A 20,917-nucleotide genomic window follows, 5' to 3' on the forward strand; every position below is an offset into this window, starting at 1 on the left:
TTTTAATGTTAAAACAGACCAAAACCCTTAGATTTATCATGGAATAGGTTTTTCTGACGCGTTAAATGTGTAAAATACGGATTATATCACGTATCTAACGTGAGCCGTTGGAACCATTAAGAGATTATTTATGAAAAAACTGTGTTTGTTGGTTTGTATGTCACTGGGTCTTAGCGCTACAGCTGTAGCAAAAGGCGATGCGGAAGCGGGCAAAGCGAAGTCAGCGGTGTGTGCTGCGTGCCACGGCCCTGATGGCAATAGTATGATTGACATGAACCCTAAGCTAGCTGGGCAACATGAAAAGTACCTCGTTAAACAACTTACCGAGTTTAAGCTTGCGTCCCAAACAGGTGGCGAAGAAGGCCGTAACAATGCGGTAATGAACGGTATGGCCGCTCCTCTTTCTACACAAGATATGGAAGACTTAGCTGCGTACTTCTCTAGTCAAGAAGCGACGCCAGGTGAAACAGCAGAACAATATATAGAAGCTGGAAAAGCATTGTACCAAGGTGGTGACGAAGAGCGTGGGATTACTGCATGTATCGCGTGTCACGGACCGCAAGGTAATGGTTCATCACTATCAGGCTTCCCCGATATCAGTGGCCAACACGCCACCTATACCGCTTCTCAATTAAAATCATTTCGGTCAGGTCAGCGTCATAACAGTATGAATGGCATGATGCGCGACATCGCCATGAAATTAACCGATGAAGATATCGAGATATTGTCGAACTATGTCTCTGGTTTACATTAAGTTTTTAAAAAACCTCTTTTATTGTTAAAATTTTGTTACTTGATAAGTTGTATTTTAGAATTATTAGTGTAATCTAACGGCGTAGTTTGTTGTTGCCCTTGTAGGCTTACAAACTAAATAACAATAATAATAATGAAATATAAAAATATCCCACGGAAGATCGGATAAAGCGCCAAGAAGGTCAAAAACAAAAATAGCGCTCTGCTAAAAAAAACAATAAGGGGAGCACAGCTAGGGAAGCATAAAACACAAAGATGTGTAAATAACGGGAGAGGTGTCATCTGACACTCATTCAAAATAAGGTGATGGTGCAAACCATCGCCTTTTTTTCTTTTTATTACCTGAGCTTTTATTTGGTAGTATCTCTTACAGCATTAATAACAGCGTTTCACTAAAATCCTATGCGATGTCCTCTGTGCTCTACCTCCGCTATAACTCCTTATTTTAACGACAAGAAAAGACCGTATTTACAATGCAGTGAATGTGATCTTGTATTTGTACATCCCGACTTTCTACCTAGTGCACATACCGAGAGGAGTGAATACGATAAACACGAAAACAGCTTTAACGACGATGGTTATAAACAGTTTTTACGTAAACTTATAAACCCTCTTCTATCACTTATAAATACTGGCGAAACAGCATTGGATTTTGGATGTGGGCCAGCAGCAGTACTTGCAAAAATGTTGGAAGATGAAGGATTAAATGTCGACATCTACGATCCTTTCTATGCCCCCTTCGAGGAGGTGTTAAACCGAAGCTTTGACGTCATTACATGTACCGAAGCGATAGAACACTTCCACCACCCCGCAAAAGAATGGTCCATATTAACGAGCATGCTAAATCCTAATGGTATTCTGGCCATTATGACAAAAAGAGTGATTGATAAAGAACGTTTTGCAACGTGGCATTATAAGAACGACCCAACGCATGTGAGCTTTTTCAGTGAACGTACCTTTTCTTATCTTGCTCGACGTGATGGTTTTGATATCAAATTCCCCAGTAGTGATGTCGTTTTGATGAGGAAGCTTTAAGCAATTCGCGCTATAATGAAGAAGTCTTTTACACATTCTCTTATTTGGAATATATGTCACGTTCAAAAAAATCCCGTAAAGTTGGCCTTATCGGCGTTCGTAAGGATCCAGACTTTAAGCCTAGCGAAAATCGAAAATCTGATACTCCACGTCCTAAAAAACATAAAGGCAAGCCAGCAGGCAGTCGCCATAATGTAGAGCAAGGCAAAGCGGGTGGCGGAAAAAGTAGCGAAAAGAAAGATCCGCGTTTAGGCAGTAAGAAACCTATTGCATTAGTTAAGGCAAAAGGTGTTGCACCAACGCCTACCGAAAAGAAAAAATATGCTACGCCTGCACAAGAGCTAGCCGCCTTAGAAGCAGATCAACGTCTTGCCGATTTGTTAGATAACCTAGATGCAGATAAAAAGCTTACTAGAGAACAGCAGCGTTACGTTGATGAAAAGATGGCTCGACATCGCGTACTGTGCGACCTACTTGGCATTGTCGATGAAGACGATGAAGAAGAGAGCGATCCGTTTGATGAGTTAGACGCTATTAAGATTGACGACTTTAAGAACTAGAACGGGATATTTCAATGCTGTGGGTAGTACTAACTGGTGTAGCACTAGTAGTTATTTTGGGCCTTGGTGTTTACGCAGGTAAATTGCTATTTTTGCTTAAACAGCAGGGTATTCGACAGGATAAGGCCAAAAATTCACGTATAAGCAACATAACTGAAAGCGTGATACTTATCGCAAAGGCGATGGAGCAGCAGCAGTGCGACCTATCTGAGGGCGTTATACGTATTGTTAACTTACTCAACGCGTTACCGCTGAACGAGCCACCCGATTTTAAAGCAACCTATCCACATACCTATGCTTTGTTTGTCGAGATAAGTGGTTTTGCCGTGTTAGAAGCAAGACAAAAGCTGTCAAAGCAAGAGCGTAGAAAGCAAGACCAGGCGAGAGAGCAGATAGAATCTGAATACGAGTCGAAAGTATTAGATGAGTTACCTAAACTCAAACAATACTGTGAGTCAATTGCGTGAGTATTCTTTATACAGGCACTTAGTTATAGCTGCTTATTTATAGATATTTAGCTATACAAATGCTTAGCTGGAGCTGGCTATTCACCGACTAGGGAAAGCGCGACTTATAAAAAAGCAGTATTGGTATACTGCTTTTTTTGTGCCCGAGGGAATGTGTTTGCAAATATAGCTTCTTGTTCAAGCTTTGAGTTGCGCAACTTAAAAGCCTCTGTATTCCTTGTGCAGCTCCCTTACCGCATATCCTTCACGGCATACTTTTTACGGCAAGCTTTGTGGCTGCATCATAGCAATGACATCCTGTCTCATGATCGTTCACCATTCCAACTGCTTGCATAAATGCATAACAAATAGTTTCACCAACAAAGTTAAAGCCCGCCTTTTTCAATGCTTTTGACATTGCTTTAGACTCTTCTGTCGACGTTGGAATATCATCATGAGACTGCCAATTATTCACTAGTGTCTTTCCACCTGTAAATTGCCAAATATACTGATTAAAAGGCTGCGACTTTTCTATCTCCAAAAAGGCTTTTGCATTTCGAATGATAGACTTAATTTTTAGTCTGTTTCTCACAATACCGTTATCGTGCATTAACCTTTCTACGTCGTCTTCAGTCATTTGTACAATAGCGCTTGGCTCAAAATTATAGAAAGCGCGCTCGTAATTTTTTTGCTTTTTGAGAATGGTAAGCCAAGATAAGCCGGCTTGTTGGCCGTCGAGGCACAATTTAGCAAATAACGCCTGGCTATTGGTTTCTGGTACGCCCCACTCATTGTCGTGATATGCCTGGTAAATAGGATCATCAGTCACCCACGCACACCGCTTTATTGCGTTACTTGCCATCAAATATTAAATCCTTGTTGTAATACCGGCTTTCTAGGCTTTTTTTCACCCGTTACACCTACATACTCCGCGTCACAAATTGTATACTAAGCCATCTTTTTTATGACAGCTAACTATTAAGCAGCGGATGTATGCAGAAATACGATATTAAAACCTTTCAAGGGTTAATCCTAGCGCTTCAAGACTACTGGGCGCGTCAAGGCTGCGTTATAATTCAGCCTTTAGATATGGAAGTGGGTGCCGGCACATTTCACCCTATGACATTCCTACGCTCGTTAGGTCCTGAGCCAATGAGCAGTGCTTATGTTCAGCCATGTCGTCGACCTACCGACGGTCGCTATGGTGAGAACCCGAATCGCCTACAGCATTACTATCAGTTCCAGGTAATGCTAAAGCCCTCACCTGATAATATTCAAGAATTGTATCTGGGATCTTTGAAAGAATTAGGTTTCGACCCACTTGTACATGATATTCGTTTTGTTGAAGACAACTGGGAGTCACCAACACTTGGCGCATGGGGCTTAGGCTGGGAAGTGTGGCTAAATGGTATGGAAGTCACTCAGTTTACCTACTTCCAACAAGTTGGTGGTATCGAGTGCAAGCCTGTTACCGGTGAGATCACCTACGGCTTAGAACGTCTAGCCATGTACGTGCAGGGCGTAGACAGTATTTACGACCTCGTGTGGACAGATGGTCCTCTTGGTAAAGTGACCTACAGAGATGTGTTCCATCAAAACGAGGTTGAGCAATCAACGTATAATTTTGAGCATGCCAATGTAGAGGCATTGTTTAGAACGTTTGATGAATGTGAGGCGCAGAGCGAAATTTTGATTGAAAATAATCTTCCTTTGCCGGCTTACGAACAGGTTATGAAAGCGTCTCAGGCGTTTAATCTTCTAGACGCTCGTCACGCTATATCAGTAACTGAAAGGCAGCGTTACATTCTACGAGTACGTGCGTTAGCTAAGGCGTGTGCTGAAAGTTATTACCAAGCTCGCGAAGCATTAGGCTTTCCGCTTTGCAACAAGGAGGCATAGGCGTGCGTACGGAAAATTGTTTAGTTGAATTAGGAACTGAAGAGCTACCACCAAAGGCACTTAAAACACTTGGTGAAGCATTTGCTCAACAGTTTGAATTAGCACTTACCACTGCCAACCTTCCTTTTGGTTCAGTAAGCTGGTTCGCCGCGCCTAGGCGTTTAGCGGTTTATGTTTCTAATTTGGCAGAAGGTCAAGAAGATAAAGTCGTTGAAAAAAGAGGCCCTGCGGTAAGCGCAGCCTTCGATGCCGATGGCAACCCCACTAAAGCGGCACAAGGCTGGGCACGTGGCAACGGAATTGACGTTGCTGACGCAGAGCGTCTGGTTACAGACAAAGGCGAATGGTTGCTGCATAAGGCACACGTTCCAGGTCAAGGTGTAAGCACCCTTCTTGAGGGTTTAATCAATCAGGCCATAAGTAAACTACCTATTCCAAAGCCTATGCGCTGGGGTAGTCATAGCACGCAATTCATTCGCCCTGTCCATACGCTTTGTGTACTTTATGGCAGCGAAGTTATCAATATCAACACCCTTGGTTTAGCAAGTAGCAGAACCGTACAGGGACACCGCTTCCACGGCGAAGCTCGGTTTGAACTTGATCATGCTGATAATTATGCAACGGCTCTTGAGTCGCAATATGTCATTGCAGACTTTGAAGCGCGTAAAGCGAAAACTCGTCAACAGTTAGAAGACGCTGCTACAGCGTTATCCCTAAAGGCTGACTATGATGAAGCACTGCTCGAAGAGATTGCTTCACTCGTTGAATGGCCAGTAGTGATGCAGGCAGGGTTTGATGAAGGCTTCCTTGCGGTACCAAAAGAAGCGCTCATCTATACGATGAAAGACGACCAAAAATATGTTCCTCTTCTAGACGCCAATGGCGACTTGGTGAATACCTTCCTATTTGTAAGTAATATTGAAAGTAGCGACCCTATTCAGGTCATTTCAGGCAATGAAAAAGTTATCCGCCCTCGCCTAGCTGATGCTGAGTTCTTCTATAACAGCGATAGAAAAGTATCCTTAGAGAGCCGTCTTGATAGCCTTAGCACCGTGCTATTTCAAAAGCAACTTGGTACGCTTAAAGAAAAATCAGAGCGCATCTCTGTGTTGTCAGGCTTTATTGCAGCACAAATAAATGCAGACGAAGCACATGCGACACGTGCCGGACTGTTAGCTAAAGCAGACCTCATGTCCAACATGGTTATGGAATTCCCAGACGTACAGGGCGTAATGGGAAAATACTATGCCTTAAACGACAACGAGCACTCTGACGTTGCACAAGCCCTGTATGAACAGTATATGCCTCGTTTTGCCGGTGATACTCTTCCGAGTAACGGCGTCAGCGCGTCAGTAGCGCTTGCTGATAAGCTAGATACGCTAGTTGGTATATTTGGTATTGGCCAGCTGCCTAAAGGTGACAAAGACCCATTTGCCCTTCGTCGTGCAGCCATTGGTGTACTGCGTATTATCACTGAGTTATCACTTCCACTTGATTTAACTACATTGGTAACAAAATCAATTGAAGTTTATGGAGAAAAACTTTCAAATGACAAAGCTCAATCGCAGGTTGTAGATTTTGTCCTTGGTCGTTTTACAGCGTTACTTCAGGATAAACAGGTAGCGATTGATGTTATTCAGTCGGTCGCGGCAAGACGCCCTACTAAGCCAGCTGACTACCTTGCGCGAATTAATGCTGTGGCTCTATTTAAATCGTTAGATGAGTCTGAAGCTCTAGCGGCAGCAAATAAACGCGTAGCGAATATTCTGGCAAAGCAACATGTCGATATTGACGCTACAGTACACATTAATGATGCCCTTCTTTCAGAAACATCAGAAAAAGCGTTATTTGAAGCACTGTCTGAGTCAGAAATGAAAGTGAGTGAAGCGCTTGGTTCGCAAGATTACACGGCTATTCTTACCACTCTTGCAACGCTGCGTGTCGCTATTGATGATTTCTTCGATAACGTTATGGTTATGGCAGAAGACGAAGCGGTTAAGAAAAACAGACTTGCGTTGTTGACGCTTTTAAGGCAACTTTTCCTTACTACCGCAGATATTTCTATACTTGCGAAGTCCTAGGCCAAATTTATGAGATAACAATATCTCGTAAAGTGAAATTTAAAGCCCGACTCTGTTGGGCTTTTTTATATCTGGAGTATTAGTGAAAAAGTTATTATCAGTTTTATTGTGTTGTCTTTCACTCTCAGCGTGTTCAAGCAAAAGTGGGTTTAGCATTCCAGAGCTCCCATCTTCATCACCTGCTATAGAGTTTGAGAATATGTATCTCAGAGGGGTTTTTAATTGGTGGGAAGCCGACCCTAGCTATAAGTTTACCCGTAAAGTCGTTGATAACAATAAAGCAGCATGGTCAGTTGATGTTGAGTTAATTGCAGATGGGCAACCTTACGACTTCAGATTGTCTGATGCTAACTGGACGCCTTCACAAAGCTGTGGAGGCAAGTACAAAGGCCAACCTGTAATGTTAGGCACAACGGTTTACTTAGCCTGTGAGCAAGGCTCAGAGAACCTTCAATTCACTCCATCATCTACCGGTATGTATCGCTTTGTTATTCGTCGCGCTGGCTCAAAAGAAGTGGCGCTCACCGTTACTAGGATATAATTAATGCGAAACTAAAATATAGCATTGGGTTTTTCTTTCACCCGCTTATCTATTTCTTTCTTCCACAAAAAAAGGCGATTTTAATAAATCGCCTTTTTTATTTTAACCCCATCTAAAGCTGAATTGCTTTGCTTTAGCAAACGGTGTTACTTTTTGACTAGGGTTAATCCAACAGCCTATACGTCAAGGTTTGCAACTTTCAGTGCATTCGCTTCAATGAACTCTCTACGAGGTTCAACCTGGTCGCCCATTAGCGTTGTGAACAATTGATCACAGCTAATAGCATCCTCAATGCTAACTTGAAGCATGCGACGACTGTCTGGGTCCATTGTAGTTTCCCATAATTGGCTTGGATTCATTTCACCAAGACCTTTATAGCGCTGAATGTACTGACCGCGTTTAGCTTCATTCATCAACCAATCAAGAGCTGCTTTAAATGAGTCTACGGGTTGCTTACGCTCCCCACGCTGAATATAAGCTTCAGGTCCCATCATATCGTTGATAGCAAGGTTCAAGTCACGTAAACGTGCATACTCGTTAGAATCGATAAACTCTCTATCAATAATATACTCGTAGTCGATACCGTGCATACGCATAATAATAGTAATGTAATATTCGCTTAACTCTTGATCGCGTCTAATTTCATAACTGTACGTCGCACCATCGTTCTCGCGTTCAGTAAGCTGAGCAACAAAGTGCTTAGCAACGTTTTCTAGCGCGTCCTCATTTTTCAAATCTTGGACGTCAAGTGTTGGCGTATATAGCATTCTATAAAGCATAGACTGTGGCATTAACCGCTTCATACGATTAATCATTTTTTCCACGGCTTGATACTGCTTAACAAGATTCTCAAGACCAACACCCGAAATGCCTGGGTCATCAGAACTCGTGTGTAATGAAGAACCATCTACGGCTATGGACGTTAGGTAATTTGTTAATGAATCATCATCTTTCAAATACTGTTCTTGCTTGCCCTTTTTTACTTTATAAAGTGGTGGCTGAGCAATATACACGTACCCACGCTCAATAATTTCTGGCATTTGACGGTAGAAGAAAGTCAGTAGCAACGTTCGAATATGAGAACCGTCCACATCCGCATCCGTCATGATAATGATGCTGTGGTAGCGCAACTTTTCAGGGTTGTATTCATCACGTCCAATCCCACAACCAAGAGCGGTAATCAGCGTTGCCACTTCTTGAGAAGAAAGCATTTTATCAAAGCGCGCTTTTTCTACGTTTAGAATCTTACCTTTAAGCGGAAGAATAGCTTGGTTTTTTCTGTTTCTGCCCTGCTTGGCTGAACCGCCAGCAGAGTCACCTTCCACGATATAAAGCTCACTCAATGCCGGGTCTTTTTCCTGGCAATCAGCAAGCTTACCAGGAAGACCTGCTAAATCTAATGCGCCCTTTCGACGAGTCATATCACGGGCTTTTCGAGCGGCTTCCCGAGCGCGAGCAGCATCGATTATCTTGTTCGCGATAATTTTACTCTCAGAAGGGTTTTCTAAAAGAAACTCTGCAAGCTTTTCATTCATTGCTGATTCAACCACAGGACGAACCTCTGAAGAAACCAGTTTGTCTTTTGTTTGCGAGCTAAACTTAGGATCAGGCACTTTTACAGAAATAACTGCGGTTAGACCTTCACGAGCATCATCGCCACTGGCGTTAGTTTTTGCTTTCTTGTTTAACCCTTCCTTTTCCATGTAGTTATTTAACGTACGTGTTAAAGCGCCACGAAAACCGGCTAAATGGCTTCCGCCGTCGCGCTGAGGAATGTTATTGGTAAAGCAAAATACATTTTCTTGGAAGCTATCATTCCACTGCATAGCAACTTCAACGCTAATACCGTCTTCCCGTTCAGCACTAAAATGGAACACTTTTTGGTGAATAGCTGTCTTTTTATCATTGAGATATTCGACAAACGCTTTGATACCACCTTCGTATTTGAAGTGGTCCTCTTTACCGTCTCTTTCGTCTTTCAGCTTAATCGATACGCCAGAATTCAAGAATGAGAGTTCGCGTAAACGTTTAGCAAGAATGTCGTAATGATAAAGGGTATTAGTAAATGTTTCTTCGCTTGGCCAGAAGCGGATCATAGTTCCACTTTTATCTGTATCGCCCGTTACAGCTAGTGGTTCTTGTGGAACACCATGTTTATACTCTTGCTCATGGGCTTTACCGTTACGTCGGATGCGTAACTTGAGTCGGCTTGAAAGTGCATTTACAACAGAAACGCCAACACCGTGAAGACCACCAGAAACTTTATATGAGTTATCATCAAACTTACCGCCAGCATGTAGAACCGTCATGATAACTTCGGCTGCAGAAACACCCTCTTCTTCATGAAGCTCTGTTGGTATACCGCGACCATCATCAGATACAGAAATAGAACCGTCGCTGTGTATAAGCACGACAATTTCAGAACAGTGACCAGCAAGGGCTTCGTCAATTGAATTGTCGACCACCTCAAAAACCATGTGATGCAAACCGGTGCCATCATCGGTATCACCAATGTACATACCCGGACGTTTTCTTACAGCGTCTAATCCTTTAAGTACCTTAATACTGGACGAGTCGTAGTTGTTCTCTTCTGACATACTAGCTTTTACTCCTCTTTCACGTTTCCATGTTCCACGTGAAACATTTTCTTTTCGTTGTATTTTTGTATAAATTCGAGTTGAGTGGATTCAATTGCAGTAACGAAAACCTGCGTGTCCATCCTTAATAACCCGTCAATAAATTGTTCTCTTTTATCGGCGTCTAGTTCTGCACCGACGTCATCTAACAGAAAAATACTTTTTCTATTTGTAGTGGTATTAAATAATTCTGTTTGTGACATTTGTAGCGCCGCGACAGCCATTCTAAGCTGACCTCGGGATAACAGCTCTTGGGCATTAACACCATTCACTTTAAGCTTAACATCAGCTTTGTGCGGCCCAGAAGAAGTATGTCCTATTTTACCATCATACTCTTTCTTTTTAACTAGGCTTTCTGATAAAGACGCATCTTTTTCCCATCCTTTATAGTAACTCAGTTTGACTTCAAAGGTTGGTAAGAATTCTTTGGCGTATTTTTCAAATATTGGTGTCAATGAAAGCAGGTACTCTTCTCTGATCTCAGTAAGTTTTTCACCTAACAACGCAAATTGACTTTCCCAATACTGGTTTTCTGGAGCGGATAGATTAGCCTGCTGTTTTAGTAGTGCATTTCTATGCTTTAAGAATTTGGCATATTGATTCGCAACCGACTGAAACTCATGTTTCACGTGAAACAATCCCCAGTCACAAAACCGACGTCTTTCAGAGGGAGAGCCTATAATGAGGTCAGTACTTTGCGGCGTGAATAATTGAATAGGTACCAAGCTCACTAAATCAGAAAGCTTTTTAGAATGTTCACCATCGATACTACAGGTAAATTGGTCTCCCCTAGTTCGCTGAAAACCTATCTTTTGCTTATCACCATTTTCGTTATGACACGATGCAAATACACTAAACTCATTCTTATCGTGTTGAATAACAGCGCTGTGTTTGTTGGTGCGAAAAGAACGGCCAAACCCAAGGTAATAAAGCGCCTCTATAAGAGACGATTTACCGCTACCGTTAACACCTTGGATGATCGTTAAAGAAGGAGACGGGGAGAAACTAATAGACGACAAATTACGGAAGTTCGCAATTTGAACCTGGTCCAATTTCATAATAGAACTCTAAAGGGAATAAAAGCGATACATTGATAACCAATGCACCGCTCTATCGATAGCAATTAAAATAATGCTGTAGGCCTTAAATTGATGTTGTTACTTTCTGCAGTGCTACAAACGCATAGGCATGATGACATAAAGCGCAGCGTCATCGGCATTATCTTCAATTAACGCACTCGCATTTGAATCAGACAGGCTAACCTTAACCATATCTGAATTTAAAGAATTCAATACATCAATGAGGTACGCAACGTTGAAGCCAATTTCAAGGTCATCGCCTTCGTACTGCACGTCTACGTTTTCCTCAGCCTCTTCTTGCTCTGGGTTGTTGGCCGTAATTTTCAGCTCGCCAGTAGCAAGATTTAAGCGAACGCCTCTGAATTTTTCATTCGATAGAATTGCTGCGCGTGAAAAGGCTTCTTTTAACACCGCTTTGCTGGCAATAATTTCTTTATCGCCATTTTGAGGAAGTACCCTACGATAATCAGGGAAACGCCCGTCTACTAATTTTGACGTAAAGATAAAGTCATTTGAAAATATACGAAGATGATTGGCACCAATCTGCACCTTTAACGATTTATCATCGTCAGAGATTAACCGAGAAATTTCTAATACGCCCTTTCTAGGAATAATGACTTGGCGTGCCGGTAATGCAGTTTCATAGTTAAGACGACAAAGCGCTAATCTATGGCCATCTGTCGCCACTGTGCGAATGACATTTTCCTCGGTCTCTAGCGACATTCCATTCAAATAATAGCGCACGTCTTGCTGCGCCATTGAAAAACTGGTGGAATCGATTAGACGTTTAAGGTCACTGCAAGACAATTCGAACTCAACCTCACCCTCCCAGTCTTCCAAATTTGGATAGTCGCTGGCAGACAAAGTGGATAGAGTGTAACGACCGCGGCCAGCTCTAATGAGTGCTTTACTGCCATCGATGGAGAAGTGAATATCAGTACCTTCAGAAATGCCACGAATAATATCAAAAAGCTTTTTGGCAGGTACGGTAATTTCCCCTTCGGTAAATTCAGATTCAAGCTTAATGCTTGAAATAAGCTCAACCTCTAAATCTGTACCGGTTAACCACAATGCGCCTTCGCTAACTTTAATCAGTACGTTAGATAAAATAGGCAACGTGTGTCTACGCTCAACAGCACCAGACACGAGTTGGAGGGGTTGTAAAAACTGTTCGCGGCTTATAGTAAATTTCATCGCAGTGCTATCTCGCCTCTAAGGTCGTATTATTTAGGAAGACAATGTCCTAATGAGGTTTTTATAGTCTTCTTTTATATCATGACTTTCTTCTCTTAGCTGCTCTATTTTTCTACACGCATGGAGTACCGTAGTATGGTCCCTTCCACCAAAGGCATTACCGAGTTCTGGTAAGCTGTGGTTGGTCAACTCTTTGGCCAGCGCCATTGCAACTTGACGAGGACGAGCAACACTTCTACTTCTTCGCTTAGATAAAATATCAGCTACCTTTATCTTATAATAATCTGCCACGGTTTTCTGAATATTATCAACAGTTACAAGCTTTTCTTGTAAAGCGAGAAGGTCACGCAATGCCTCTCTGACAAAATCAATAGTAATGGGTCGACCAGTAAAATTAGCATTGGCAATAACCCGATTTAATGCCCCTTCTAATTCCCTAACATTAGAACGCAATCGTTTCGCGATAAAGAATGCCACTTCATTAGGAAGGTGAATGCGATTCTCTGCAGCTTTCCGCATTAAGATCGCAACCCGTGTTTCAAGTTCTGGCGGTTCGATCGCAATGGTCAAGCCCCATCCAAACCGGGATTTTAACCGATCCTCAACGCCATCGATCTCTTTTGGATAACGATCCGATGTCAAAATGATCTGCTGATTTCCTTCCAACAACGCATTGAAGGTATGAAAGAACTCTTCTTGCGATCGCTCTTTATTAGCAAAAAATTGAATATCATCAATAAGCAGAGCATCAACAGAGCGGTAAAAACGCTTGAAATCTTCGATAGCGTTATTCTGCAATGCTTTCACCATGTCTTGCACGAATCGTTCGGAGTGCATGTACACAATCTTTGCATCACCATTATTTGCAACAATACCGTTACCTACTGCATGCAATAAGTGAGTTTTACCTAAGCCGGTGCCACCATATATAAACAGTGGGTTATATGAACCACCAGGATTATTCGCTACTTGCGTCGCGGCCGCGCGAGCAAGTTGGTTTGATTTACCCTCTACAAAATTATCAAATTGATAGGTTGGGTTGATATTGCTCTTATGCTTCATTGCCTCGGGAATAGGTACTACTCTGGGCGATGGCTGAGTACGAGGCGCGGACGCTTGATTAGCTGCTCTGTTTTGCTCATGGTAACTTCGGCTGCTGTTTGCATTTATACTGCTGTTCCTATCCCCAGAACTGCTATCTCCTGAGCTTCTATCACCAAAGCTTTTATCACCGAAGCTTTTATCACCAGAATTATTATCGCCAAAATCATTGCCCCTAGAGAAACCACCACTATTCTGCGGGGAATGATGTTGGTTCGTATTACTGTGATTATAAGGGTTATGAGACGTCGGACTCTGATTAGCTGACGATTGCTGCGATTGCGACGCAGACTGAGAATGTCCTTGTTGTATAGAACCTGATTGATTAGAACCGGGCTGAGATTGGGCGCTGTGCTGATAAGCGTTCTGACGTGGTGCAGACTGTGACATACCTGATGAAGAAGCTGAATTTTGTTGCGACGAGTGGTTGACTCGTTGACGGTTCATTACTTCAAGGTGCAATTGTGGCGTACTTTCACCTGCAAACTCACGGAGAAGACCCGTAATATTATCTAAATATTTATCTCTCACCCAATCTAAAACAAAGCGGTTCGGCGCAAAAAGAGCTACATATCCCTCTTGTTCTTCACAAACAAGCGGTCTAATCCACATACTGAATTGTTGCGTCGGTAGTTCTTGACGCAGGCGTTCAAGACATTGGTTCCATAAGGACATGGTACGTTGTTAGCTCCCGTTGCTCGCGAAAAACCAAATAGAGTAGTGTCGACATCGCGTAAGAGGAAGCCGTGAACGTTCTTAGAAGGTATGTTGAATAATCGCGAGAAAGTAAATTATCGTTCTAGTCTGTGGATTATCTTATTTTATCAACAAAAAGTAAATCCCGATCTCAGCAGATCGCTACGATCAAATTGATAACTCTTTGTAAATTATTATTTTTTCCTTTAGATCAAAACGAACTTACTTTAGACTTTCTTACACCTAAAAATAAAATAAAAGCCCTTGATCTGATCCCCACATTCATGATTTTACACACCCTACTGTGGATAACCTATGCTATAAAAGTGGGTTATTCACAGCCTTAATGAATTTAAATAACTCATTTCAATAAAAAATAGTAAAAATTGTTCAATTATTCTCCCCAAAAGCTACATTATGCATTGACACGAGCCCCCGAGATCTCTAGAATTCAGCGTCCTTTTTCGATGGGCTTTTCTGGTGAGAACTCCACATTATTTTAATAATGAAATAATGTGTTACCAAAAAACGCCTATGTTTGTAACTAAATATAAGTGAGACTTTGGTCATGAAAAGAACATTTCAACCGAGCAATCTTAAGCGCAAGCGTTCTCACGGTTTTCGTGCTCGTATGGCGACTAAAAATGGTCGTAAAGTACTAGCAGCTCGCCGTGCAAAAGGCCGCGCTCGTCTTTCAGCTTAATTAGAAAGACGCCAAAAGTGGGCGAAAATAATTTTTCAAGGGAGTTGCGTCTGTTGACTCCCTCCCACTTTACTTATGTGTTTGATAACGCAATCCCAGCTGTATCTCCCTCTTTTACTATTCTAGCTAGAAAAAACTCTCATAATAATTCGCGACTCGGTATTACCATAGCGAAAAAACGCGTCCGTAAAGCCCATGATAGAAATAGGCTCAAACGACTTGTACGTGAAAGTTTTAGACACAAACAACATCACTTACCAAATGTAGATATTATCGTTATAGGTAAGTCAGGTGCCGATAATCTTAGCAACCAAGAAGTTTTTGCAACTTTAGAAAAGCTATGGAAAAAATTAAACAAGCGTTGCGGAAACTCTTAATTGCAGTTCCTCTGGCATTGATAAAATTTTATCAATGGTTTATTTCGCCTGTTTTAGGCCAACGATGTCGTTTCCATCCGTCCTGTTCTTGGTATGCTATAGACGCACTAAAAACACACGGATTAGTAAAAGGCGGTTGGTTATCGTTTAAACGCATATTAAAATGTCAGCCTTTGCATGCCGGGGGTTACGATCCGGTACCAGAAAAACAACAAGATAAACACTCAAAATAAAGAGACCTATATGGAATCGCAACGCAGTTTTCTGATAATTGGCCTAGCGCTAGTTACCTTTTTGCTATGGCAAGCTTGGCAAAAAGATTATGGGCCACAGCCTATAAATCCTGTTCAGCAAGAACAGACGCAACAAGCAAATCAAGGTGTACCTTCTTTTGACGAAGCACAAAGTGAAGATGTTCCTACAAGCGATAGTGTACCTGCTGCACAAGCCATAGCTCAAACGCAAAACACAAATCGCATTATCGAGGTAAAAACTGACACGCTAGATGTGCGTATCGATTTATTAGGCGGCGATGTTATCTCTGCAAATCTAATAAAATTTCCAGTGACTCAGGGTTCTGATGAGCCTTACAGTTTATTGCGTTCGGGCATGGGGTTGTACGTTGCGCAAAGTGGATTAATTGGTAAGCAAGGCCCAGATGCTAGCGCAACTGGCAGACCCGTTTATACCGCACAACAATCGGCTTATCAGCTTAATGGCGATACCTTAGTGGTGCCATTAACATGGAAGAATAGTCAGGGTCTTTCAATTACTAAAACCTTTACGTTTACCCAAGGCCACTACGATGTGAGCGTAAGTTATGATGTGCAAAACGCAACGAGCACCGCTGCAAACGTTCAGCCATATGCCCAGCTAAAGCAGGTTATGGACTTTGAAGACGACGGTAATATGTTTATGCCGACCTATCGCGGTGCGGCATTCTCTACAGAAGATGATAGATACGATAAGTATTCTTTTGATGAGATAGAGGACGAAAACCTACGCAAAACCACTAAAGCTGGTTGGGTGGGAATGCTAGAGCACTATTTCGTGTCTGCATGGGTTCCTTCTCAAGAACAAACCAACACCCTTTATTCTCGCAATATTAATAATCAGTTTGCAGTTATTGGTGTGCTTTCACCTGCTGAGACCATCAACGCCGGAGAGTCTAAAACAATTGCCTCAACGCTCTATATGGGTCCTAAAGACCAAGATAGCCTTGCAAAAATAGCGCGAGGTCTAGACCTAACTGTTGATTACGGCATTCTATTTTGGATTTCTCAGCCGTTGTTTTCACTGCTTACCTTCTTACATAGCCTTGTGAATAACTGGGGTGTTGCAATCATTCTTATCACTATTGTGGTTAAAGGCGCTATGTATTGGCTAACCAAAAAGCAATACGAGTCAATGGCCCGTATGCGTAACTTAGCCCCTAAGATGCAGCAGCTTAAAGACCGCTTTGGCGACGATAGACAAAAAATGTCTCAAGCGATGATGGAGTTGTATCGCAAAGAAAAAGTAAACCCTATGGGTGGCTGTCTACCTTTGCTTTTACAAATGCCTATTTTCCTAGCCCTGTATTGGGTATTAATGGAAAGTGTTGAACTTCGCCATGCAGACTTTGTGCTATGGATAACCGATTTATCGACTAAAGACCCCTACTTTGTGTTGCCAGTATTAACTGGTGCAAGCATGTATTTACTACAAAAATTGCAACCCACTACCATTACCGACCCTATGCAGCAAAAAATAATGCAGTGGATGCCGGTGATGATGAGTGTGTTCTTCTTATGGTTCCCTGCAGGTCTGGTACTATACTGGTTGGTGAGTAATGTCATCACACTGGTTCAAGCCAAAATGATCTATGCTTCCATGGAGAAGCGGGGCATAAGCAATAAATAACATATTGTTTGTTTAATTATACAGCCCGCCTAAGCGGGCTGTTTTGTCTAACGAGGAATTTACTGTGCCATCATTTGATATTGTTTCAGAAATAAATATGGAAGAAGTACGAAACGCAACGGAAAACGCAAGCAGAGAGCTTTCTACGCGTTTCGATTTTCGCGGAATTGAAGCTAGCTTTGATTACAAAGAGAAAACCGTTGTTATGAAAGCAGAGGCTGAATTTCAACTTCAGCAAATGGAAAGCATGTTTAGAACGGCTTGTTCAAAACGAAATGTGGATACGTCTTCCATAGATGTAAAACCTTTTGATGCCCATGGCAAAACCTATCGCCAAACCATTGCGTTTAAAGAGGGTATTGAGCAACCTATGGCGAAGAAAATCGTTAAGCTGATTAAAGATGCCAAACTCAAGGTTCAAACTGCGATTCAGGGTGAAGAGCTGCGCGTGACGGGTAAAAAACGCGACGACCTTCAACAAGTAATGGCATTGGTTAAATCGTCTGACCTTGGTCAACCGTTTCAATTTAAGAATTTTCGCGATTAATTATGGATTCACTCACCTTCTCAACGGACACTATTACTGCTCAGGCAACGGCTCCAGGACGAGGCGGTGTGGGAATTATTCGCGTGTCAGGCCCAAAGGCAAAGGAAGTCGCACACGCGTTAGTGCCCTGTGAACTCACACCTAGACAAGCTGCCTATACTTCGTTTATTGATAGTAAAAAAACCGTCATAGACCAAGGCATCGCGCTTTTCTTTAAGGGCCCTAACTCATTTACTGGCGAAGATGTACTTGAGCTTCAAGGGCACGGCGGTCAAGTTGTCATGGACATGCTTATTAACGCGGTACTCGCTACAGGCTGTGCTCGATTAGCCAATCCTGGCGAGTTTAGCGAGCAAGCTTTTCTCAATGATAAGCTCGATTTAGCTCAGGCAGAGGCCATTGCTGACTTAATAGACGCAAGTTCACAACAGGCTGCACGCAGTGCGTTACGCTCCCTTCAAGGTGATTTTTCAACACAAATCCAAACCTTATCCGACCAAATTATTCATCTTCGCATGTATGTTGAAGCAGCGATTGATTTTCCTGAAGAAGAAATAGACTTTCTTTCTGATGGCAAAGTGTCTGGGGACCTTGCAGCCATTGTTCAAAGCTTGGCTTCAGTGCGGGAGCAAGCAAAGCAAGGCTCTCTTTTACGCGAAGGTATGCAGGTGGTTATCGCCGGTAGACCCAATGCTGGTAAATCAAGCTTACTGAATGCACTGGCAGGTAGAGAAAGTGCCATAGTCACCGACATTGCCGGTACAACCCGAGATGTATTAAAAGAGCATATTCATATTGATGGTATGCCCGTTCACATTATCGATACGGCGGGTCTACGAGAAAGCCCCGACAAAGTAGAGCAAATTGGTATTGAACGTGCCTGGCAAGCGATAAGCGATGCTGATCACGTTCTCTTTGTCGTAGATTCAACGGCCACATCTATCATCGACCCGTTCGAGATTTGGCCGGAGTTTATGCAGCGTTTACCCCTAGGTATTCCGGTTACTGTAGTAAGAAATAAGGCCGATTTAAGCACTTTAGATGTAGGCCAAAGTACCGTTGCCACCCAGCAAGGCGATATATCTGTTATCAATTTGTCTGCTAAACAGGGGGATGGCGTTGATACGTTAAAGTCTCATTTAGCAACCACCATGGGGTTCGATACGACAACGGAGGGCCAATTCATTGCTCGCCGTAGACACATTGACGCACTCGATCAAGCAAATAATCACGTGACAACGGGAGAGCAACAGCTGCATGATGCAATGGCGGGTGAACTCTTAGCCGAAGAATTGCGGTTAGCCCATCAGGCACTTTGCGAAATCACGGGTGAATTTACCTCTGATGATCTTCTTGGAAAGATATTTTCTTCTTTTTGTATTGGTAAATAGTTAATGACTAAGCACTTTGAAATTATAGTTGGCACGATGTTAGGTGCTGCGGAATACGTTGCAGACGCTCTTGCAGAAACGTTGAAGCAAAAGGGGTTTACTTACACTATTCACCTTGAGCCTAATCTTGACAATATATCTACATCGGCGCACTGGTTAGTGTGCACCTCCACCCACGGCGCTGGCGAACTACCCGACAATATACAGCCCTTTGCAGGGCAGTTAAAAACTACTGACCTGTCCTCAGTCAGTGCCTATATTGTGGGATTAGGCGATACAAGCTATGACACATTCTGTTACGGCGCTAAAACCATGGAATCACTCATCACAGAGCGTGGCGGTACCCTTAATGCTCCAGCGCTTCATGTTGATGTGCTTGAGCATCCAATCCCAGAAGACATCGCCAGTGAATGGTTTGAAGGCGTACTAGAACCCGCATGAGTAAGCCTCTTACCCAAGCTGAACTAACGGTTCTGCAGTCTCCCATTTCCAATGACTGTCGCGTGCTGTACATGCTGGGCCTGCGCACAAATGCCAACACCGCTACCACGTCTTCATCGGCTATTGATTATAAGTCATTGCTAGCACTACTTAACGGTGACAGCAAAGAACCTCACTATTTACGAGGAAGACAAATCAATAGCCTGCTAAAACAGCTAGAACAAGTGGGCCTAGTTACCCTCCCCCTTGATATCGACTTAGAGCGCAGTATTAACGGCAAAACATTACTGCTGCCGTTACTGAGTGAACCTGTTTCAGATTTTGATGTGCTGCACAAACAGCACACCGCTATGACCCAAGACTGGAAACCAAACAGCGCCCTATTTAAAGAAATGGCGAACTTACTGGGCATTATTGACAAAACCTTTGACGATAATGATATCGGAGAATTCGTAGCGTACTGGTTAGGGCGACCTAGTTCTATATTTAGTGAGTTTCAGTGGACGCAAAAATTTGCTAACAATATTAAGCGTAAGAGACTGGCGTCAGGCTACTCTGCAACAAAAGTTGTGGGAAGTCAGCAAGTGAAAGTTGCAGCAGGCATAGAAGCGGATGATAATGCTAAGAAGTTGGTCGCCAAGTACGCCTCATCAAAAAAGAGTTAATTCAATATGGATCGCATTACAGATAAAATCGCAAATTTAGCCAAGGCGTTGAATAAGCCCGTCGATCCGGATAACGAATACATCGACTACAAAACGCTGCGTAAGCAATATGAAGCGCAGGCTAATGAAGAGATCTCGCAACTACAGCAGCGCAGCAAGAAAGCGCGTGTGGAGGCCATACACGGGCGTTCCGATCTCAATCCTAAGTGGACCTTCTCTAACCTCGTTGAAGATAGCGATGATGTAATAGAAGCGGTATCCATTGCTCAGTCATTTATCGCGGCACATGATGACCCTGCGTGGCGTCAAAGCGGCTCTCACATGATGATTTTCTACGGCGATTATGGGCGCGGTAAATCACATATTGCAGGTGCAATTGCGCATCAGCTTATCGACCAATACGAAATATCTGTGTTGTACAGGCAGCTTTCTACTATTTTGGAGATGCGAAATTTCTCTTTCGATTTTTCAGCCTCAGATAATGCAGGCCAACGATTTAGAGAGATACACCACGAACTTCTTAACGTTGACTTGCTGATCCTCGATGAAGTATGCGTTAACGAAAGCATCTTAAAAAAGAACGCACAAAGCTGGTTTGGTAATCTTTTACGTCAAAGACTAGTGAATAAGAAAAACTGTATTCTTATTACCAACCATAACCTTGCAGAACTAGAGAATGCGCTAGGACGCTATTGCTATGAGTCAATACGAGAATACGATACCTACAAGGTGCGTTTTCAAGGTCCTAGCAGGCGCGATGAATTAACGGCTGATCATGAAGAAGAAAGCGCTTTAGCCACACCGAGGTACCAACCAAACCAGGTGCGTTAATCGTATTAGCGTAACGCCGTTACAATCAAAATATTTCAA

At 42.7% G+C, this 20,917-nt stretch carries 21 protein-coding genes; 16 read left to right on the plus strand and 5 right to left on the minus strand.

Annotated features, from left to right (window positions below):
- The first annotated feature begins 130 nt into the window (after positions 1 to 130).
- The 4 genes from V7R39_RS10630 (at position 131) to V7R39_RS10645 (ending at position 2,815) form a co-directional block, all read left to right on the plus strand.
- Positions 131 to 754 carry a c-type cytochrome gene (locus V7R39_RS10630; protein WP_163107582.1) on the plus strand — a complete coding sequence of 208 codons (624 nt, stop codon included), beginning with the start codon at positions 131 to 133 and terminating at the stop codon, positions 752 to 754.
- 401 nt (positions 755 to 1,155) lie between these two features.
- Positions 1,156 to 1,788 carry a class I SAM-dependent methyltransferase gene (locus V7R39_RS10635; RefSeq protein ID WP_334030630.1) on the plus strand — a complete coding sequence of 211 codons (633 nt, stop codon included), beginning with the start codon at positions 1,156 to 1,158 and terminating at the stop codon, positions 1,786 to 1,788.
- A gap of 53 nt (positions 1,789 to 1,841) precedes the next feature.
- A complete protein-coding gene (gene yihI, locus V7R39_RS10640) occupies positions 1,842 to 2,348 on the plus strand; it encodes a Der GTPase-activating protein YihI (protein WP_287010585.1) in 507 nt (168 codons plus the stop codon).
- 14 nt (positions 2,349 to 2,362) lie between these two features.
- Positions 2,363 to 2,815: a DUF2489 domain-containing protein gene (locus tag V7R39_RS10645; protein WP_334030631.1), complete on the plus strand. Its 453-nt coding sequence runs from the start codon at positions 2,363 to 2,365 to the stop codon at positions 2,813 to 2,815.
- A 244-nt stretch (positions 2,816 to 3,059) separates the two neighbouring features.
- Here the strand turns inward: V7R39_RS10645 and V7R39_RS10650 are convergent, their stop codons facing one another.
- Positions 3,060 to 3,656 carry a DNA-3-methyladenine glycosylase I gene (locus tag V7R39_RS10650; RefSeq protein WP_334030633.1) on the minus strand — a complete coding sequence of 199 codons (597 nt, stop codon included), beginning with the start codon at positions 3,654 to 3,656 and terminating at the stop codon, positions 3,060 to 3,062.
- 131 nt (positions 3,657 to 3,787) lie between these two features.
- Between V7R39_RS10650 and glyQ the strand changes: the two genes are divergently transcribed.
- The 3 genes from glyQ to V7R39_RS10665 all read left to right on the plus strand — a co-directional run bounded on the left by glyQ (position 3,788) and on the right by V7R39_RS10665 (position 7,315).
- Complete coding sequence (gene glyQ, locus V7R39_RS10655; protein WP_032095227.1) at positions 3,788 to 4,693, plus strand: glycine--tRNA ligase subunit alpha; 906 nt, start codon at positions 3,788 to 3,790, stop codon at positions 4,691 to 4,693.
- A gap of 2 nt (positions 4,694 to 4,695) precedes the next feature.
- Positions 4,696 to 6,774 carry a glycine--tRNA ligase subunit beta gene (gene glyS / locus V7R39_RS10660; RefSeq protein WP_334030636.1) on the plus strand — a complete coding sequence of 693 codons (2,079 nt, stop codon included), beginning with the start codon at positions 4,696 to 4,698 and terminating at the stop codon, positions 6,772 to 6,774.
- An 82-nt stretch (positions 6,775 to 6,856) separates the two neighbouring features.
- Positions 6,857 to 7,315, plus strand: coding sequence for a hypothetical protein (locus tag V7R39_RS10665; protein ID WP_334030637.1), 459 nt, complete (start codon positions 6,857 to 6,859; stop codon positions 7,313 to 7,315).
- Positions 7,316 to 7,491: 176 nt separating this feature from the next.
- Here the strand turns inward: V7R39_RS10665 and gyrB are convergent, their stop codons facing one another.
- The 4 genes from gyrB to dnaA form a co-directional block, all read right to left on the minus strand.
- Entirely contained in the window at positions 7,492 to 9,912 is a 2,421-nt protein-coding gene (gyrB, locus tag V7R39_RS10670; protein WP_334030638.1) for a DNA topoisomerase (ATP-hydrolyzing) subunit B, read from the minus strand.
- An 8-nt stretch (positions 9,913 to 9,920) separates the two neighbouring features.
- Positions 9,921 to 11,009: a DNA replication/repair protein RecF gene (gene recF, locus V7R39_RS10675; RefSeq protein ID WP_334030640.1), complete on the minus strand. Its 1,089-nt coding sequence runs from the start codon at positions 11,007 to 11,009 to the stop codon at positions 9,921 to 9,923.
- 114 nt (positions 11,010 to 11,123) lie between these two features.
- Positions 11,124 to 12,224: a DNA polymerase III subunit beta gene (gene dnaN, locus V7R39_RS10680; protein WP_163107591.1), complete on the minus strand. Its 1,101-nt coding sequence runs from the start codon at positions 12,222 to 12,224 to the stop codon at positions 11,124 to 11,126.
- A 33-nt stretch (positions 12,225 to 12,257) separates the two neighbouring features.
- Positions 12,258 to 14,000 (minus strand): chromosomal replication initiator protein DnaA, encoded by a 1,743-nt coding sequence (gene dnaA / locus V7R39_RS10685; protein WP_334030641.1) that lies wholly within the window; start codon positions 13,998 to 14,000, stop codon positions 12,258 to 12,260.
- 589 nt (positions 14,001 to 14,589) lie between these two features.
- On the opposite strand from dnaA, the gene rpmH reads away from it, so the two are divergent.
- From rpmH to V7R39_RS10730, 9 genes are all read left to right on the plus strand, one after another.
- Positions 14,590 to 14,724 (plus strand): 50S ribosomal protein L34, encoded by a 135-nt coding sequence (gene rpmH / locus V7R39_RS10690; protein ID WP_014290886.1) that lies wholly within the window; start codon positions 14,590 to 14,592, stop codon positions 14,722 to 14,724.
- A gap of 17 nt (positions 14,725 to 14,741) precedes the next feature.
- Complete coding sequence (rnpA, locus tag V7R39_RS10695; RefSeq protein WP_334030643.1) at positions 14,742 to 15,101, plus strand: ribonuclease P protein component; 360 nt, start codon at positions 14,742 to 14,744, stop codon at positions 15,099 to 15,101.
- Positions 15,086 to 15,334 carry a membrane protein insertion efficiency factor YidD gene (gene yidD, locus V7R39_RS10700; RefSeq protein WP_203565281.1) on the plus strand — a complete coding sequence of 83 codons (249 nt, stop codon included), beginning with the start codon at positions 15,086 to 15,088 and terminating at the stop codon, positions 15,332 to 15,334. The genes rnpA and yidD overlap by 16 nt, the downstream gene beginning before the upstream one ends.
- Before the next feature lie 10 nt (positions 15,335 to 15,344).
- Positions 15,345 to 17,003, plus strand: coding sequence for a membrane protein insertase YidC (yidC, locus tag V7R39_RS10705; RefSeq protein WP_334030645.1), 1,659 nt, complete (start codon positions 15,345 to 15,347; stop codon positions 17,001 to 17,003).
- A 64-nt stretch (positions 17,004 to 17,067) separates the two neighbouring features.
- Positions 17,068 to 17,550: a YajQ family cyclic di-GMP-binding protein gene (locus V7R39_RS10710; protein ID WP_163107594.1), complete on the plus strand. Its 483-nt coding sequence runs from the start codon at positions 17,068 to 17,070 to the stop codon at positions 17,548 to 17,550.
- A gap of 2 nt (positions 17,551 to 17,552) precedes the next feature.
- Positions 17,553 to 18,941, plus strand: coding sequence for a tRNA uridine-5-carboxymethylaminomethyl(34) synthesis GTPase MnmE (mnmE, locus tag V7R39_RS10715; protein WP_334030646.1), 1,389 nt, complete (start codon positions 17,553 to 17,555; stop codon positions 18,939 to 18,941).
- 3 nt (positions 18,942 to 18,944) lie between these two features.
- Entirely contained in the window at positions 18,945 to 19,382 is a 438-nt protein-coding gene (gene mioC, locus V7R39_RS10720) for an FMN-binding protein MioC (protein ID WP_334030647.1), read from the plus strand.
- A complete protein-coding gene (locus V7R39_RS10725; protein WP_163107597.1) occupies positions 19,379 to 20,047 on the plus strand; it encodes a DnaT-like ssDNA-binding domain-containing protein in 669 nt (222 codons plus the stop codon). Before mioC ends, V7R39_RS10725 begins: the two co-directional genes overlap by 4 nt.
- 6 nt (positions 20,048 to 20,053) lie before the next feature.
- Entirely contained in the window at positions 20,054 to 20,878 is an 825-nt protein-coding gene (locus V7R39_RS10730) for an ATP-binding protein (protein ID WP_334030648.1), read from the plus strand.
- Positions 20,879 to 20,917 lie beyond the last annotated feature (39 nt).

Source organism: Alteromonas sp. P256, assembly GCF_036864455.1.
In the GTDB taxonomy this organism is placed as follows: domain Bacteria; phylum Pseudomonadota; class Gammaproteobacteria; order Enterobacterales; family Alteromonadaceae; genus Alteromonas.